12 protein-coding genes and 4 pseudogenes are annotated in these 15548 nt (G+C 62.8%); 3 read left to right on the top strand and 13 right to left on the bottom strand.

The window, feature by feature from the left end:
• Window positions 1–54: 54 nt before the first annotated feature.
• From HK436_RS01510 to HK436_RS01520, 3 genes and pseudogenes are all read right to left on the bottom strand, one after another.
• A pseudogene (locus HK436_RS01510) lies at window positions 55–1328 on the bottom strand (flavin-dependent oxidoreductase).
• Window positions 1329–1393: 65 nt separating this feature from the next.
• Window positions 1394–2446, bottom strand: coding sequence for a TRAP transporter substrate-binding protein (locus tag HK436_RS01515; protein ID WP_173186798.1), 1053 nt, complete (start codon window positions 2444–2446; stop codon window positions 1394–1396).
• 126 nt (window positions 2447–2572) lie between these two features.
• On the bottom strand, window positions 2573–3040 hold the full coding sequence (locus tag HK436_RS01520) for an Lrp/AsnC family transcriptional regulator (protein WP_173186800.1): 468 nt from the start codon (window positions 3038–3040) through the stop codon (window positions 2573–2575).
• Between the two features lie 129 nt (window positions 3041–3169).
• Here HK436_RS01520 and hppD point away from each other — a divergent pair.
• A pseudogene (gene hppD, locus HK436_RS01525) lies at window positions 3170–4281 on the top strand (4-hydroxyphenylpyruvate dioxygenase).
• A 30-nt stretch (window positions 4282–4311) separates the two neighbouring features.
• On the opposite strand, the gene HK436_RS01530 reads toward hppD, so the two are convergent.
• From HK436_RS01530 to hmgA, 7 genes and pseudogenes are all read right to left on the bottom strand, one after another.
• Window positions 4312–4509 (bottom strand): DUF2783 domain-containing protein, encoded by a 198-nt coding sequence (locus tag HK436_RS01530; RefSeq protein ID WP_173186802.1) that lies wholly within the window; start codon window positions 4507–4509, stop codon window positions 4312–4314.
• Complete coding sequence (locus HK436_RS01535; protein ID WP_173186804.1) at window positions 4506–6122, bottom strand: FAD-dependent oxidoreductase; 1617 nt, start codon at window positions 6120–6122, stop codon at window positions 4506–4508. The genes HK436_RS01530 and HK436_RS01535 overlap by 4 nt, the downstream gene beginning before the upstream one ends.
• Window positions 6122–6655, bottom strand: a complete 534-nt coding sequence (locus HK436_RS01540) for a DinB family protein (protein WP_173186806.1) — start codon at window positions 6653–6655, stop codon at window positions 6122–6124. The genes HK436_RS01535 and HK436_RS01540 overlap by 1 nt, the downstream gene beginning before the upstream one ends.
• Window positions 6656–6675: 20 nt before the next feature.
• The gene (locus HK436_RS01545; protein ID WP_173186808.1) at window positions 6676–7626 is read right to left on the bottom strand and encodes an MBL fold metallo-hydrolase; all 951 of its coding nucleotides are present in this window, start codon (window positions 7624–7626) and stop codon (window positions 6676–6678) included.
• Window positions 7627–7707: 81 nt separating this feature from the next.
• A pseudogene (locus HK436_RS01550) lies at window positions 7708–8723 on the bottom strand (fumarylacetoacetate hydrolase family protein).
• Between the two features lie 10 nt (window positions 8724–8733).
• Entirely contained in the window at window positions 8734–9087 is a 354-nt protein-coding gene (locus HK436_RS01555) for a DUF1428 domain-containing protein (RefSeq protein ID WP_173186810.1), read from the bottom strand.
• Window positions 9088–9160: 73 nt separating this feature from the next.
• Window positions 9161–10515 (bottom strand): annotated as a pseudogene (gene hmgA / locus HK436_RS01560) (homogentisate 1,2-dioxygenase).
• A 125-nt stretch (window positions 10516–10640) separates the two neighbouring features.
• On the opposite strand from hmgA, the gene HK436_RS01565 reads away from it, so the two are divergent.
• On the top strand, window positions 10641–11096 hold the full coding sequence (locus HK436_RS01565; protein WP_173186812.1) for a MarR family winged helix-turn-helix transcriptional regulator: 456 nt from the start codon (window positions 10641–10643) through the stop codon (window positions 11094–11096).
• Between the two features lie 40 nt (window positions 11097–11136).
• Here HK436_RS01565 and HK436_RS01570 read toward each other — a convergent pair whose 3' ends face one another.
• From HK436_RS01570 to tdh, 3 genes are all read right to left on the bottom strand, one after another.
• Window positions 11137–12072: a hypothetical protein gene (locus HK436_RS01570; protein ID WP_173186814.1), complete on the bottom strand. Its 936-nt coding sequence runs from the start codon at window positions 12070–12072 to the stop codon at window positions 11137–11139.
• 124 nt (window positions 12073–12196) lie between these two features.
• Window positions 12197–12718, bottom strand: a complete 522-nt coding sequence (locus HK436_RS01575; protein WP_173186816.1) for an HPP family protein — start codon at window positions 12716–12718, stop codon at window positions 12197–12199.
• Between the two features lie 95 nt (window positions 12719–12813).
• Complete coding sequence (tdh, locus tag HK436_RS01580) at window positions 12814–13848, bottom strand: L-threonine 3-dehydrogenase (RefSeq protein ID WP_173186818.1); 1035 nt, start codon at window positions 13846–13848, stop codon at window positions 12814–12816.
• A gap of 134 nt (window positions 13849–13982) precedes the next feature.
• On the opposite strand from tdh, the gene HK436_RS01585 reads away from it, so the two are divergent.
• The gene (locus tag HK436_RS01585; RefSeq protein ID WP_173186820.1) at window positions 13983–15548 is read left to right on the top strand and encodes a trimethylamine methyltransferase family protein; all 1566 of its coding nucleotides are present in this window, start codon (window positions 13983–13985) and stop codon (window positions 15546–15548) included.

Here is a 15548-nt window from a genome sequence, read left to right on the forward strand (position 1 = left end):
ACCGTCCGGCTGTTCATTTTTGTTATGTTTCATAACAGATTGCCCCATCCGCATTCAAGCCGGAACCGATGCGCCACGTGGCGGAAGCAGCGAGGGTCGCGCGTTCAGCGTCTCCACGTCGAAACCGGCAAGCTTCTTGTAAGCGGCTGCCGTCTGCTCCAGCTCTGCGCGGGAGAGCACCTCCGTCACATCGTCGAACTCGCCCCCGCAACGCTCCTCCACGAGCTGCATTACCTGATCCGGTCCATTGCCGCGATTGGCAACGACGATGCGCGTTGTCGCCGGGCGGCGCTCTGCTTCATATACGTTGAGCGCGTCCTGACCCATGCCATGGTCGATGAACGCCCTCGTGAGCACGCGCGCATCGATGATGGCCTGCGAAGCACCGTTCGAGCCGATCGGATACATAGGGTGTGCGGCGTCGCCGATGAGCGTGACGCGCCCATGCGTCCAGCGCTCCAGCGGGTCTCGGTCGACCATGGGATATTCGAAGCATACGCCGCCGGCGCGCATCAGCGACGGGCAATCCAGCCAATCGAAACGCCAGTCCTCGAAAGCCGGCAGGAAATCGGCAAAGTCGCCTTGCCGGTTCCAGTCCTCGCGGTTCCAGCCGGCACCGGCGTCATATTTCAACTCGCCGATCCAGTTGATGAGTGCCTCGCCGGTTTCCGTATCCGGCCGCGAGATCGGATAGGTGACGAACTTCTGCCATTCGTGCCCGGCCATTGCCATTGTCGCGCCGGTCAGAAACGGCTGCGCGCGGGTCGTTCCGCGCCACAGTACAGCCCCGCCCCATTTCGGCGGGCCCTCATGCGGGAAGAGCTGCCTGCGCACGGCAGAATGAATGCCATCGGCGGCAACCAGTATGTCGGCCTCCGCCCGGTAGGCGGCACCGCCTGCATCGCGGAACGTCACCTCGACCTTGCCGCCCGACTCGTGGAAGCCTTCGGCCGCCATGCCGGTGACAACCGCCCCCTCCCCGAGGCGCTTGCGTACTGCGTCGAACAGCATGGTCTGCAGCATGCCGCGATGGACAGAAAATTGCGGCCAATCGTAGCCGGCGAACCGACCGCGGGCTCCGACCAAATCAGGCGCCCGCGCTTGGAGAAATAGGCGACTTCCTGCGTCCGCACGCCGATGGCCTCGAGTTCAGCCTCCAGCCCCATTTCGAAAAGCTCACGCACCGCATGCGGCTGCACGTTGATGCCGACGCCGAGCGGACGGATCGCCGAAACCTGCTCGAACACGCGGGCTGCAATGCCGGCCTGATGCAGAGACAGCGCAAGCGACAGTCCCGCGATGCCGCCGCCGACGATAATGACGCTCATTGGCTTCCCCGGATGCGAAGCGGGGCGGACTCGTCATCCGCCCCGCTTCATTCTGTCGGACGATATTACTGCGCGGCCGTGTATTTCTCAATCAGCGCGCGGGCATCTTCCAGAAGGCCCTTGCCGTCCAGGCTCTTGCCATCCATCTCGGCGACCCAGTTGTCGATCACTGGCTGGGAGGCTTCCTTCCACCGGGCAACCTCGGCCTCGTCGAGCGTGATGATGTTGTTACCGCGATCGACGGCAATCTGGCGGCTCGGACCATCGGCGCCGGCCTGCGTACGACCGGCGAAAGCGGCAAATTCCTGGCCGGAATTGTCGTCGAGCACTTTCTTCAGATCGTCAGGCAGGCTGTCATACTTCGCCTTGTTCATCGCGAGCACGAAGGTCGTCGTGTAGAGCGCATGGTCGCCACCGAACTCCGTGTGGTTCTCCACCAGCTCCGGCACCTTCAGTGCCGGCGTTACCTCCCACGGGATGACGCAGGCGTCGATCACACCCTTCGACAGCGCTTCGGTGATCTGCGGCACCGGCATACCCACCGGGGTCGCGCCAAGCGTGCCCAGAAGCGTGTTGATGATGCGTGTCGGCGCGCGCACCTTCATGCCCGTCAGATCTTCCAGCTTCTCGATCGGCGTCTTGGAATGCAGCATGCCCGGTCCATGGACCCAAACGCCGATGACGTGGACATCCTTGAACTCGGTGTCCTTCATGCGCGACTCGAAGAGGTCCCAATAGGCCCGCGACGTCGCCTCGGCGTTGGTCATCATGAAGGGCAGTTCGAACACCTCTGTCGAGGGGAAGCGTCCCGGGGTGGAGCCCGGAAGCGTCCACACGATGTCGACCGTGCCGTCCTGTGCCTGGTCGATGAGCTGGGGCGGCGTGCCGCCGAGCTGCATGGCCGGGTAGCGCTCGATCTTGATGCGGCCGCCCGACTCAGCCTCAACCTTGTCGGCCCACGGGTCCAGCACAAGCTTCGGCACGTTTGCCTGCGGCGGCAGGAACTGGTGGAGGCGCAGGGTGACTTCCTGCGCAAGCGTGGTGGTTGTGGTTGCCAGCCATCCCGCCGATGCAATCGATGCGGCGACGACGAGCGATTTGAAGAATGCAGGCTTCATTCTGTTCCTCCCTGAACGATCCGATTTCCGGGTGGCTCCTCGATGCCCCTTTTACCCGGTCCGGGCTCGCGATCCTACAGAACTTTATGTAACAATAAAGTATGCCTTCGGCATTTTTTGTAACATTCAGATAGGCAGTGCGTTGGTCTCCTTGAGCGTTTCCAGCACGATCGCCGTCTTAACGTGCTGCACGGAATCGTGTGGCAGCAGCACGTCGTTGACGAAATCGGCCAATGATTTCAGGTCCGGAGTCACGACCTTCAGGATGTAGTCCATCTCGCCGGTCAGCGCGTGCGCTTCCTGCACCTCGGGCAACCGGGTCAGAAGTTCGCCAAAGCGCCGTGCGTTGTCGCGGTTGTGCGTCGCGAGCGTCACCGAGATGACGTTGACGAGCGGGAAACCGAGGCGGTCGCGGTCGAGGACGGCGCGATAGCCGCGGATCAGCCCTTCATCCTCAAGGCGCTGCCGCCGGCGCGAACATTGCGAGGGTGACAGGTTCACGCGCTCCGAAAGATCGTTGTTCGTCAGTCGCGCATCCTCCTGCAAATGTGCCAGTATCTTGCGGTCAAACTTGTCGAGACGCTCCACTGCCACGATATTCCTCCTCATGATGCATCATCCCCGCATGCATAGTGACCTTACGCACGTCGAATGCAAGCCCCTTGCGGAGGGCAGGTGCTAGTATTCCTCCAAGCTTCAATCAGCTCCCAAAGGAGGAACATCATGGGTCCGTTCCCGCACGACGCACCGCCCGCTAAAATCACTGCGGAAAATCCCGCCGGCACCGACGGATTCGAGTTCGTCGAGTTTGCGCATGAGGACCCGGCGAAGCTGGAAGAGCTGTTTTCGCGAATGGGCTACACGCCGGTAGCCAAGCATCGCAGCAAGAACATCACCGTCTGGCGCCAGGGCGACATCAACTATGTGGTGAATGCCGAACCGGGTTCGCACGCCATGCGCTTCGTCGGCGAGCATGGCCCTTGCGCGCCATCGATGGCGTGGCGCGTGGTCGACGCCCAACATGCTTTCGAGCACGCCGTTTCCAAGGGCGCCACGCCTTATGAAGGCGACGACAAGACGCTGGACGTGCCGGCGATCGTCGGAATCGGAGGGTCGCTGCTCTATTTCATCGAGCGATATGGCGACAAGGGCTCGGCCTATGACACCGAGTTCGAATGGCTGGGCGATCGCAATCCGAGGCCCGAAGGCGTGGGCTTCTATTACCTCGACCACCTGACGCACAACGTCTATCGCGGCAACATGGACAAATGGTGGGACTTCTACCGCGAGCTGTTCGGCTTCACGCAGATCCATTTCTTCGACATCGACGGTCGCATCACCGGGCTGGTCTCCCGCGCGATCACGAGTCCCTGCGGCAAAATCCGCATTCCGCTGAACGAGTCGAAGGACGACACCAGCCAGATCGCGGAATACCTGCGCAAGTACAAGGGCGAAGGCATCCAGCACATCGCCGTGGGCACCGATGGCATCTACGACGCCACCGACAGACTGGCCGGCAACGGGCTGAAGTTCATGCCCGGACCGCCGGAGACCTATTACGAGATGTCGTACGACCGCGTGAACGGGCATGACGAACCTCTGGAGCGGATGAAGAAGCACGGCATCCTGATCGACGGCGAGGGCGTAGTGAACGGTGGCATGACCAAGATCCTGCTGCAGATCTTCTCCAAGACCGTGATCGGACCGATCTTCTTCGAATTCATCCAGCGCAAGGGCGACGAAGGATTCGGCGAAGGCAACTTCCGCGCACTTTTGAGTCGATCGAGGAAGACCAGATCCGGCGCGGTGTCATCAAGACGGAAGCCGCGGAGTAGGTCGACGGTCCCGTTATAGGGGCCTGGCAGCTACTTCATGGCCGCCGCCAGCAGCTTTTCCAGTCGGTCGAGGTCGCCGACCTCGTTGGCCAGCAGCAGCACGAACCGGGCGTTGAGCCGGGCGCTTTCTTCAAGGCTCAAGCCCTCATGCGCCGCAATCAACGCCGCGTAGAAATCATCGCCGGCGGGGCCAAGCTGGTCGGCACCGATGTCTTCGTCGCCGCTCATACGCCCCTCCCCGTCGCGCGCCGCAGTGCCGAGGCAACCGCCTCGCCAGTGGCTCCGTCAAATCGTGCTGCAATGTGCTGATCCGGACGGACCAGATAGGATCGGCCCGCGCCGTAGCGGGCAATGGCGTGGCCTTCCTCGTCGAACAGCGTGGTTGCGCCGTTGGCGCGGCGCGAGCGGTCTGCGGTGATCAGAACGCGGTCGAGGCCGGCCGGCAGATCGTCAGGGATCGCAGCTTCCACCGCAAGGAAGGTGAAGCCGCCGCCGACATGACCGAGCAACCAGCCGGCATCGCCGTTGGCGACCGGCGCGTCGGGCATAGCGGTACCGGGTGCAACGCCTGCCCCCTCGCCAACGGCCGTCTGCAACGACAGATCACCGAGCCCGCAGGGTTTCGACAACCGGCCGGAATTGACAAGCTTGCGCGCAAATTCATGCGCATGGGCAAGATCGAGGACGCTGTCGCGGAAGATGCGCTCCATCTCCGTTTTCGGCGTCATGAAGGCTGTGGAACGCGAGGAATTCAGGATGTTTTCGTCTGCGCCGTGGATGCGCTCCTCGTCGTAGGTGGCGACGAGGCTTTCGGGCGCTTCGCCGCGCACTACCATCGCCAGCTTCCAGATCAGGTTGTCGACATCCTGGATGCCGCCATTGCCGCCCCGCGCGCCAAACGGCGAGACGATGTGAGCCGAGTCTCCCGCAAAGACGACGCGGCCGTGAATGAACCGCTCAAGCCGGCGACACTGGAATGTGTAGACCGACACCCAGTCGAGCTCGAAATCGCGATGACCGATCACCTTCTCGATGCGCGGGATGACGTTTTCCGGCTTCTTCTCCTCGTCCGGGTCGGCGTCCCAGCCAAGCTGAAGGTCGATGCGGTATATGCCGTCGGGCTGTTTGTGCAGAAGGGCCGATTGCCCGTTGTGGAAGGGCGGCTCGAACCAGAACCAGCGCTCGGACGGGAACTCCGCCTTCATCTCGACATCGGCGATCAGGAAGCGTTCCTCGAAGACGCGGCCGGCAAAGTCGAGGCCCAGCATACCACGTACAGGTGAGCGCGCGCCGTCGCAGGCGATCAGCCAGTCGGCTTCGAGCGTATATGCGCCGTCCGGCGTCTCTATGGAGACTTGCACGCCGTCGGCGCGGGGCGCGACATCCGTCACCCGGTTCTTCCAGCGCAGGTCGATCATATCGGGAAACTCGGCGGCGCGCTCGACCAGATATTGCTCGACGTAATATTGCTGGAGATTGATGAAGGCGGGCATCTTGTGGCCTGCTTCCGGCAGCAGGTCAAAGCTCCAGACCTCGCGGTCGCGGTGGAACAGGCGGCCGACCTTCCAAGTCACGCCCTTTTCCACCATGCGCTCGCCGATGCCTAGCCGGTCGAATATCTCCAACGTGCGCTTCGACCAGCAGATGGCGCGGCTGCCCAGCGAGACGACGTCGTTGTCGTCGAGAACGACGCAGGGCACGCCATGCAGCGCGCAGTCGATCGCAGCCGCCAGCCCGACAGGTCCCGCGCCGACGATAACTACCGGCGCGCGCCGCAGCTTGCCACCGGAGAGTTCAGGCGGGGTGCGGTATGGAAACGGCTTGTAATCGTAGCGCGGCATCACAGCAGTCCCATGCGTGCGATCTCAGGATCGCGGTCGTAGTCGAGGAAGAACTCGTCAAGTTGCGGCGGCTTTACCGACGTGCCGGCGAGCATGGCGTGAACCTGGCCGCGATGATGAATCTGGTGCTGGAAGAGATGCGCTAGCAGATTGTCGATGCGTTCGGGAATCTGGCCATTGCGCCCTCGATCCGTGATGACGCTTCGGTCCAGATCGCTCTCCTCCAGCCGATCGCAGAATACCATCAACGCCTCGTCCTGCGCACGCTGGGCGTCGGCCAGTGCCTGCGGTTCGCCGCAGGGCTTGAAGGCATGGAATGCGGCCGGGCCAATGCCGCCCTGCGCGAGCGCGTCGAGATAATAGCGGTCTATCGCGAGATTATGGTTCAGCGTCTCGGCGATGGACGGGAAGAAGCTGGTGCGCTCGGCCTCGAACTCGCCCGGCTGAAGCGCGCAGACCGCGCGCAACAGTACATGGTTCGACCAGCGATTGTTGCGGGCCATGGCCGAAAAATGCGCCGTCAGCGACGCCATGCCTGCTCCTCCCTTTGGCCTCAGCCCTGCAGGGCCTCCCACATCTGCCGGTCTCGCTCGGCGGTCCAGATGCGCGGCGTGTCGATGCCCAGCGCCTCGTCATAGGCGCGCGCGACATTGAAGGGCAGGCAGTGCTCATAGATCGCGTAATCGGCGAACTTCGGGTCGCAGGCTGCGCGGCAGGCGTCCCACGCCTCCTTGAGGGAGCCGCCGCCCTGGGCGACGCGGGCCACCGGACGATAGGTGGACATGACGAAGTCAGCCGTGTTGTCGAGCGCTTCGTCGACCATGTCGGAGCCCACCAGCGCATCGCCGCGACCGGGTGCGATCGCGTCCAGATCGAAGGCGCGGATCGACTCCAGTGTGGCCGGCCAGTCGCCGAAATGGCCGTCACCGCAGTAGCAGGCCGAGTGATATTCGACGATGTCGCCGGTGAACATGACGTTGGCGTCAGGCACGTAGGCAACGATGTCGCCCGCCGTGTGCGCGCGGCCGAGGAACTCGAGGTCCACGCGACGCTTACCGAGGTAGAACGTCGCGCGGTCGGTGAAGGTCAGGGTCGGCCAGGTGAGGCCGGGGATCGACTCGTGGCCCTGAAAGAGCCGCGGGAACCGGCCGAACTCGCTTTCCCAGTCCTCCTGGCCGCGCTCGACGACCATCGCGCGCGCCTTCTCGGACATGATGGTCTCGGATGCACCATAGGCCGATGCGCCAAGCACGCGCACGGCGTGGTAGTGGGTCAGCACCACATATTTGATCGGCTTGTCGGTAACGGTCCTGATCTTCTCGATGACCTTGTTTGCAAGCCTGGGCGTCGCTTGCGCGTCAACGATCATCACGGAATCATCGCCGATGATGACGCCGGTGTTGGGATCGCCCTCGGCGGTGAATGCCCACAGGTCGCGGCCGATCTCCGTGAAGGAGATCTTCTTTTCGGCAAGGTCGCCCTGCGATGCGAATTGCTTGGTCAATGCAAACTCCATTTCAGTCTTTACGCGGTTCCACAGCCGTCTGGCGACGGGTCGTCAGACGGAGAGAACGTTCGGGAGGGCTTATTCGGCCGCCTGTTTTTCCACGACCTGCTCGATGGCGCCGAAGATCGAGTGGCCGTCCTTGTCCTTCATCTCGATACGAACCGTATCGCCGAAGCGCATGAAGTGGCTGGTGGGCTTGCCGTTTTCCAGCGTCTCGACGATGCGCAGCTCTGCAAGGCAGGAATATCCGACGCCGCCCTCGGCGATCGTCTTGCCAGGTCCGCCGTCAAGCTTGTTGGAAACCGTGCCGGACCCGACGATCGTGCCGGCGGCGAGCGGGCGCGTCTTTGCCGCGTGGGCAATGAGGGTCGGGAAGTCGAAGGTCATGTCGATGCCGGCATTGGCGCGGCCGAAGGGCTTGCCGTTAAGATCCACGCACAAGGGCAGGTGCAGCCGGCCGCCATCCCATGCTTCGCCAAGTTCTTCGGGGGTGACCGCCACGGGCGAGAATGCAGAAGAGGGCTTGCCGTGGAAGAAGCCAAAGCCCTTGGCAAGCTCATCCGGAATCAGGCGGCGCAGCGAGACATCGTTGACCAGCATGACAAGACGGATCGCATCCCGTGCCACATCGACACTCGCGCCCGCCGGCACGTCGTCCACGATGACGGCGATCTCCCCTTCCATGTCGATGCCCCAGGCATCGTCGGCCATCACGATGGGATCGCGCGGACCGAGGAAGGAATCGGAGCCCCCTGATACATCAACGGGTCGGTCCAGAAGCTTTCAGGCAGCTCCGCCCCGCGCGCCTTGCGCACCAGTTCGACGTGATTGACGTAGGCCGAGCCGTCCGCCCACTGATAGGCGCGCGGCAGCGGCGAATGGGCGTCATGCTCGTGGAAGCGCTCGGACGGCACCGAGCCGTGATCGAGGCTTTCGGCCAACGCTTCGAGATGCGGCGCGATGCGCCGCCAGTCATCAAGCGCGGCCTGAAGATTCGGGACGAGGAAGGACGCGTCCGTATAACGCGTCAGGTCTTTCGAGACGACGACGAGTCTTCCGTCACGCGTCCCGTTCTTCAGGCTGGCAAGTTTCATTCTTCCTCCGTCAGGCTTCCACAAACACTTGGAAGCCACCATAGATCATTCGTTTCATGTAGGCGGGCATGTTTTCCATGCTCGCCGCCAGGCGCGGGTCGGCCATGACCTTCTTCATCACCTCGTCGCGATGTTCTCGCGACTTGTAGGTGGCGCAGGAAAAGACGATCGTCTCGCCTTCCCCCTGCTTTACTGCCATGGGGAAGGAGGTCACCTCCCCGTCCGGCACGTCATCAGCCTTGGCCTCAACATAGGACAGGGCGCCGTGCTCCATCCAGACCGTCCGGCCCAATTCGGCGTTCTTTCGATATTCCTCGAATTCGGCGTTCGGCACCGCCAGAACGAAACCATCCACATAGGTCATGACAGACTCCTCTCTTGGTGTTGACTGTCAAAGGACGAATGGACGGCGCCGGTTCCGACAGGCCCCAAACAAATCAGCTCCAGTCACCCTCCGGCGTACCGTTGAAACGCTTCTTCAGATCGGACCAGCAGTCGACGTAATCCGCCTGCAAGGTTTCGAGCCCTGCGGCGTAGCCGGTCAGGAGCTGCGGGAACCGCGTCTCGAACATGAACGCCATGGTGTGGTCCAGCTTGACCGGCTTCAGCTCGGCGCGCGACGCCTTTTCGAACCCCGTCGCGTCGGGGCCGTGCGCGAGCATCATGTTGTGAAGGCTCATGCCGCCGGGCACGAAGCCCTCTTCCTTGGCGTCGTACTGGCCGTGGATGAGGCCCATGAACTCGCTCATGATGTTGCGGTGATACCAGGGCGGGCGGAACGTGTCCTCCGCCACCATCCAGCGCGGCGGGAAGATGACGAAATCGATATTGGCCGTGCCTTCCTCACCAGACGGCGCCGTCAGCACCGTGAAGATCGACGGATCCGGATGGTCGAACAGGATCGCACCGACGGGAGAGAAGGTAGCTAGGTCATACTTGTAGGGTGCATAATTGCCGTGCCAGGCGACGACGTCGAGCGGCGAATGGCCGATCTCGGTGACGTGGAAGCGACCGCACCACTTCACCACGATGCGGCAGGGCGTTTCCTTGTCCTCATACCAGGCGGTGGGCGTCTTGAAATCGCGCGGATTGGCGAGGCAGTTGGCGCCGATAGGCCCGCGGTCGGGGAGCGTGAACTTGGCGCCATAGTTCTCGCAGACATAGCCGCGCGCCGTTCCATCCATCAACTCCACCTTGAAGGTGAGGCCACGAGGCAGCACGCAGATTTCGCCCGGCTGCACCTCGATCACGCCCATCTCGGTAACGAAGCGGACGCCGCCCACCTGCGGCACCACCATCAGCTCACCGTCGGCGTTGAAGAAATGATCGTCCACCATGTCGGTATTGGCGACATACACGTGCGAGGCCATGCCCGCCTGCCCGAACACGTCGCCGGCGGTGGTCATGGTGCGCATGCCATGGATGAAATCGGTCGGTTCCGACGGCATCGGCGTCGGGTTCCAACGCAACTGGCCAAGCGGAAGCTCATGGTCGCCGACGTTCGGTGCTGATTTCCAGAGCGGCAGGTCGAAAGCCTTGAAACGACCGTGATGCTTGACGCTGGGCCGGATGCGGTAAAGCCAGGAGCGCTCGTTGGTGCCGCGTGGCGCGGTGAAGGGGAGCCCGAAAGCTGCTCCGCGTAGAGGCCATAGGCAGGGCGCTGCGGCGAATTGCGTCCCTGCGGCAGGGAACCCGGTAACGTCTCGGTCTCGAAGTCGTTGCCGAAACCAGGCATGTAGGTATAGGCGGACGCCACCTTGCCGGCTCGCGCCTGCGCGGCGGGGGTGCTCATCTCGTTCATCTTCGCCTCCCGATCGGATCGCGGCGACATCTCGCCGTGGCGCATGTCCTTTGACAGGCGCCCGAATTTGTTACATCGGTAACAATTGAATATGTAACTATCAACCCGGCCTGACTGTGAACGACGACCTGCTTTCGCTCGAAGAATTCCTGCCCTATCGCCTCAACCGGTTGGCCGACGCCGTCAGCCGCGACTTTTCACGGCTCTATCGCGACCGCTTCGGCCTGACCCGGCCTGAATGGCGGCTGCTGGCGACGCTCGGCCAATATGGCACGATGACGGCGACCGCGATCGGCCAGCATTCGGCCATGCACAAGACCAAGGTGAGTCGCGCGGTGACCGCGCTGGAGGAACGCCGCTGGCTGCGGCGGGCACCCCACGCGACGGATCGGCGGGTGGAACACCTGACGCTGACGAAAGCCGGTGAGGACGCCTACCGGGAACTTGTGCCGCTGGCGCGGGAGTTCGAGACGCGCATTCTAGAGCAGATGCGCCCCGCGGAGAAAGGCGCCATCATAAGCGGGCTGGCAGCGCTGGAACGCGCCATGCTGCAGCAAAGGGATCAGGATTGAAGCGCATGCGGCGAAACACTTTCGCCGCATGCGTCAATGACTACTCCGCCGCTTCCTTGAACGGCTGGCTCGCCGCTTCAAGCTGCTTCTTCTTGCTGATGCTGAAATCCGGCTTGATCTTCGCTGCGAAATGTTTCTTGGCGCCGGAGAGCTTCCAGGCAGCCGCGAAACCGGCCTTCATCCAAAAAACCGGACCGCTGATCGCGCGCGAGCGGGTTTCCAGCCGACGAAATGCCGTCCCACCGTTGGCGAGATTGACGAGATAGTGACGGCGGATTTCGTCGGTCCAGTATTCGACCGTGAAGGAAACGTTGAGGCTGTCGCCGTTTACGACCCGGTGCGGATAGTTGAGCGGCCAAAGTGCTCCCATGCCCGGCTTGAGGTGCAGGACAGTCGCCTTTTCCTCGAAGGTCGGGTCGTAGTCGATCTCCTCGTAGGAAAGACCAGTGACGACGCGCTCCAGCGCTTCCTGCGGCAAGAAGGGGTCGCCGTCGGGATAGATCCAGATGGTTTTCTCGCCGCGGACGTGCATCAACCCCTGCCCTGGAATATCGCAATGGTAGAACACGCGCGCGTTTGGCGAGGAAATCAGCAGGCCGATGCGGTGCTGGAACGTCTTGAGGCCCGGAACCTGCGCGGCCAGATCGCCCAGGAGCTTGTCGATGATCGCCTGGTAGCGCGGATCGAAGCTGCCGGCTTCGGCAACGTTGATCCACAGAAGGCCGTCGCGCACGGCCTGGAGAATTTCCATGCCGCTCATGTCCTCGAAAGACGCACGCTTCCAGCTGGCGCGGTCCTCGCGACCGGGATCCATGGTCGAGACCTCGCGGATCGCTTGCGGATTGCCCTCGATCAGCTTGGCGAGCGCCTCGTCGGCAAAGAGGGGATTGGTCGCCAGATCATGGCGTACCGGAACGATTTTCTTGTTCCACTCGGTGGAAAGATTGTCGGCTTCGAAGTGAAAAGTGCCCCGCATGGTCGATCTCCATGGCCCTGTTGATGCGTTCATCACTGCCACGGAAGTGCAAATCGGCACTTAACCCAACGTCAAACCTGCAGATGCGGTAAACGAGCCGCATACCGGATCGTTCAATTTCTATCTATCCGCTCTTCCGATCGGGCTCCTCCGGCATCGGATAAGGCCGGCGCGGCGGCAGGTTGTGCACCACGAGTGCAAACGCGATCAGCACGACGCATGCCATGAAGACGATAAGAAAGAGCTGCACGCCGTGTACAGGCTCGCCGAACCCGAGGATCGGCAGCGCCGCCGCCGGCGGATGCGTGACCCGCAAAGCGCGCATCACGACGATGGTGAGGCCGACGGCCACGGCAGCCGCCAGCCAGGCGCCCGGAAAGATGAAGAAGGCCGCTTCGCAGACGATCGTGCCGATCAGGTAACCGCCCATCACGTTGATCGGCTGGGAAAGCGCGCTCGACGGCTGGCCGAAAAGAAGACCCGAGGTGGCGCCCAGCGGCGCAATCAGCAGTGGCAGCTCGATCCAGGTGGCAAGCCCGCCAACGAGCGCGATGCCCGCGATTGCCGCAAGCCCAGCGCGCAGATTGGCCCGTAGCGCCACCGGAGGTTCGTGTCTGACGAAAAAGGCTTTGAGGAAGGCTTTCATGGGCGGGATGTTCTATTTGTAGGACATTCTGGCCTAACAGGCCCGGCCCGCATTCTCAAATGCGGACTGCTCACGGCGTTCCACAAGGCGATCTCTCACCAGTCCATCACCACCTTGCCGGAATTGCCGCTGCGCATCGCGTCGAAACCGTCCTGATAGTCGTCGATGCCGATGCGGTGCGTGATCAGCCCTGTCACGTCCAGCGGACCCTGCACCAGCGCGATCATCTTGTACCAGGTCTCAAACATCTCGCGGCCGTAGATGCCTTTCAGGTGCAGCATCTTGAAGATGACCTTGTTCCAGTCGATCTCGAAGCCGGTCGGCGCGATGCCGAGGATGGCGATCTTCCCGCCATTGTTCATCGTGTCAATCATGTCGCGGAAGGCCACGGCAGAACCCGACATTTCGAGGCCGACGTCGAAGCCCTCCGTCATGCCCTCTTCGTTCATCACGTCGCGCAGGCTCTCTTTTGATGCGTCGACGACGTGATGCACGCCCATCCTGCGCGCCAGGTCGAGGCGGACGGGGTTGATATCGGTAATGACCACCTTGCGCGCGCCGACGCACTGGGCGACCAGCGCACCCATGATGCCGATCGGCCCGGCGCCGGTGACGAGCACGTCCTCACCCACCAGATGGAAAGACAGCGCCGTATGCACGGCATTGCCGAGCGGATCGAAGATCGCGGCGATCTCGTCCGGCACGTCGTCCGGAATGGGCACGACGTTGTGCTGCGGCAAGGCGAGGTATTCGGCGAATGCGCCGGGCCGGTTGACGCCGACACCAAGCGTATTGCGGCAGAGATGTCCCCTGCCCGCGCGGCAGTTGCGACAATGGCCGCAGACGATATGGCCCTCGCCGGCGACCCGCTGGCCGACCCTGTATTCGGTGACGGCGGAACCGAAATCGGCGACCTCGCCGACGAATTCGTGGCCGGTCACCATCGGAACCGGCACGGTCTTCTGCGCCCACTGGTCCCAGTTGTAGATATGCACGTCGGTGCCGCAGATCGCGGTCTTCTTCACCTTGATGAGCACGTCGTTGGGCCCGATCTCGGGAACCGGCACCTGTTCCATCCAGATGCCCGGCTCGGCCCTGGCCTTCACGAGTGCGCGCATCATGTTCGACATCGTCGCCTTCCTCCAAAATCGCCTGCGCCAGATAGCACAGCTTTGTGCCATTTACGTCATTGGAAGCCGCAACGAAGCATGGCCATGACGATTTTGGCAGCCTAGCCTCGACCGTGACGCAAGGGCACCATGGCATGCACGCTTCCGAAGCCGCCACCACGAACCCGACCGCTCAACGCCGCGAACGCGGCGGCAGGCAGGCACGCCGTGAGCAGCGCAGCCATGGCCAGGACGGGCTGGGCCGGCCCTACATCGTCCGTAATATCCCCACCTACGACGTGATGTCGGAAGAAAACCTGCGTCGCATAGAACAGACGGCAGATCGGATTCTCGCCGAGATCGGCATCGAGTTCCGCGACGATCAGATAGCGCTCGACCATTGGCGACGAGCCGGCGCGCGCATAGACGGCGAACTGGTCAGGTTCGAACCCGGCATGTTGCGGGAAGTTCTTTCCACCGCGCCGTCCGAATTCGTTCAGCATGCGCGCAACCCGGCCAAGTCGGTTGCCATCGGCGGCAGGAATGTCGTGTTCTCGCCCGCCTATGGCTCGCCCTTCGTGATGGATCTCGACCGGGGCCGGCGCTACGGCACGATCGAGGATTTCCGCAATTTCGTGAAGCTGGCGCAGGCCTCGCCCTGGCTGCACCATTCCGGCGGCACGATCTGCGAGCCGGTCGACGTGCCGGTCAACAAGCGGCATCTCGACATGGTCTATGCCCATATCCGCTATTCCGACCGGCCCTTCATGGGCTCCGTGACGGCGGAGAGCCGCGCCGAGGATTCAATCGAGATGGCGCGGCTCGTCTTCGGACGGGACTTCGTTGACCGGAACTGCGTGATCCTCGGCAACGTCAACGTCAACTCGCCGCTGGTCTGGGACGCCACGATGACCACCGCGTTGCGCGCCTATGCGCGGGCCAACCAGGCGGCGGTGGTGGTGCCGTTCATACTCGGCGGCGCGATGGGCCCGGTGACCAATGCGGGCGCGATCGCACAATCGCTGGCCGAAACCATGGCTGGCTGCGCGCTGACGCAACTCGAGCGGCCGGGCGCCCCTGTGATCTTCGGCAATTTCCTGTCGTCGATGTCGCTGCGCTCGGGCTCGCCGACCTTCGGCACGCCCGAACCGGCCATCGGCTCGATGATCGTCGGCCAGCTCGCCCGGCGCCTGAACCTGCCGCTGCGCTGCTCGGGCAACTTCACCACCTCGAAGCTTCCCGATGCGCAGGCGATGAACGAAGGCACAATGTCGATGCTTGCCGCCGTCCATTGCGGGGCGAACTTCATCCTGCATTCGGCAGGCTTCCTCGACGGGCTGCTGTCGATGTCCTACGAAAAGTTCGTCATGGACGCCGACTTCTGCGGCGCGCTCCATACATATCTCGACGGCGTTACCGTCGACGACAACCAGCTCGCGCTCGACGCCTTCCGCGAGGTTGGGCCGGGCAGCCATTTCTTCGGCTGCGCCCATACCATGGCGAACTACGAACACGCCTTCTGGGATTCCGGCATCGCCGACAACGAGCCGTTCGAGAAATGGGAAGCGGCCGGAAGCGAAGACGCCGCGACTCATGCAAACCGCAAATGGAAAGCGATGCTGGCCGAATACGAAGCGCCGCCCCTTGACGAAGGCGTGGACGAGGCGCTGAAGGATTTCATCGACCGGAAGAAGGCCGCAGCCGACGATGCGTGGTATTGA

It is taken from the genome of Neoaquamicrobium sediminum, from assembly GCF_013240295.1.
GTDB classification, from domain to species: domain Bacteria; phylum Pseudomonadota; class Alphaproteobacteria; order Rhizobiales; family Rhizobiaceae; genus Aerobium; species Aerobium sediminum.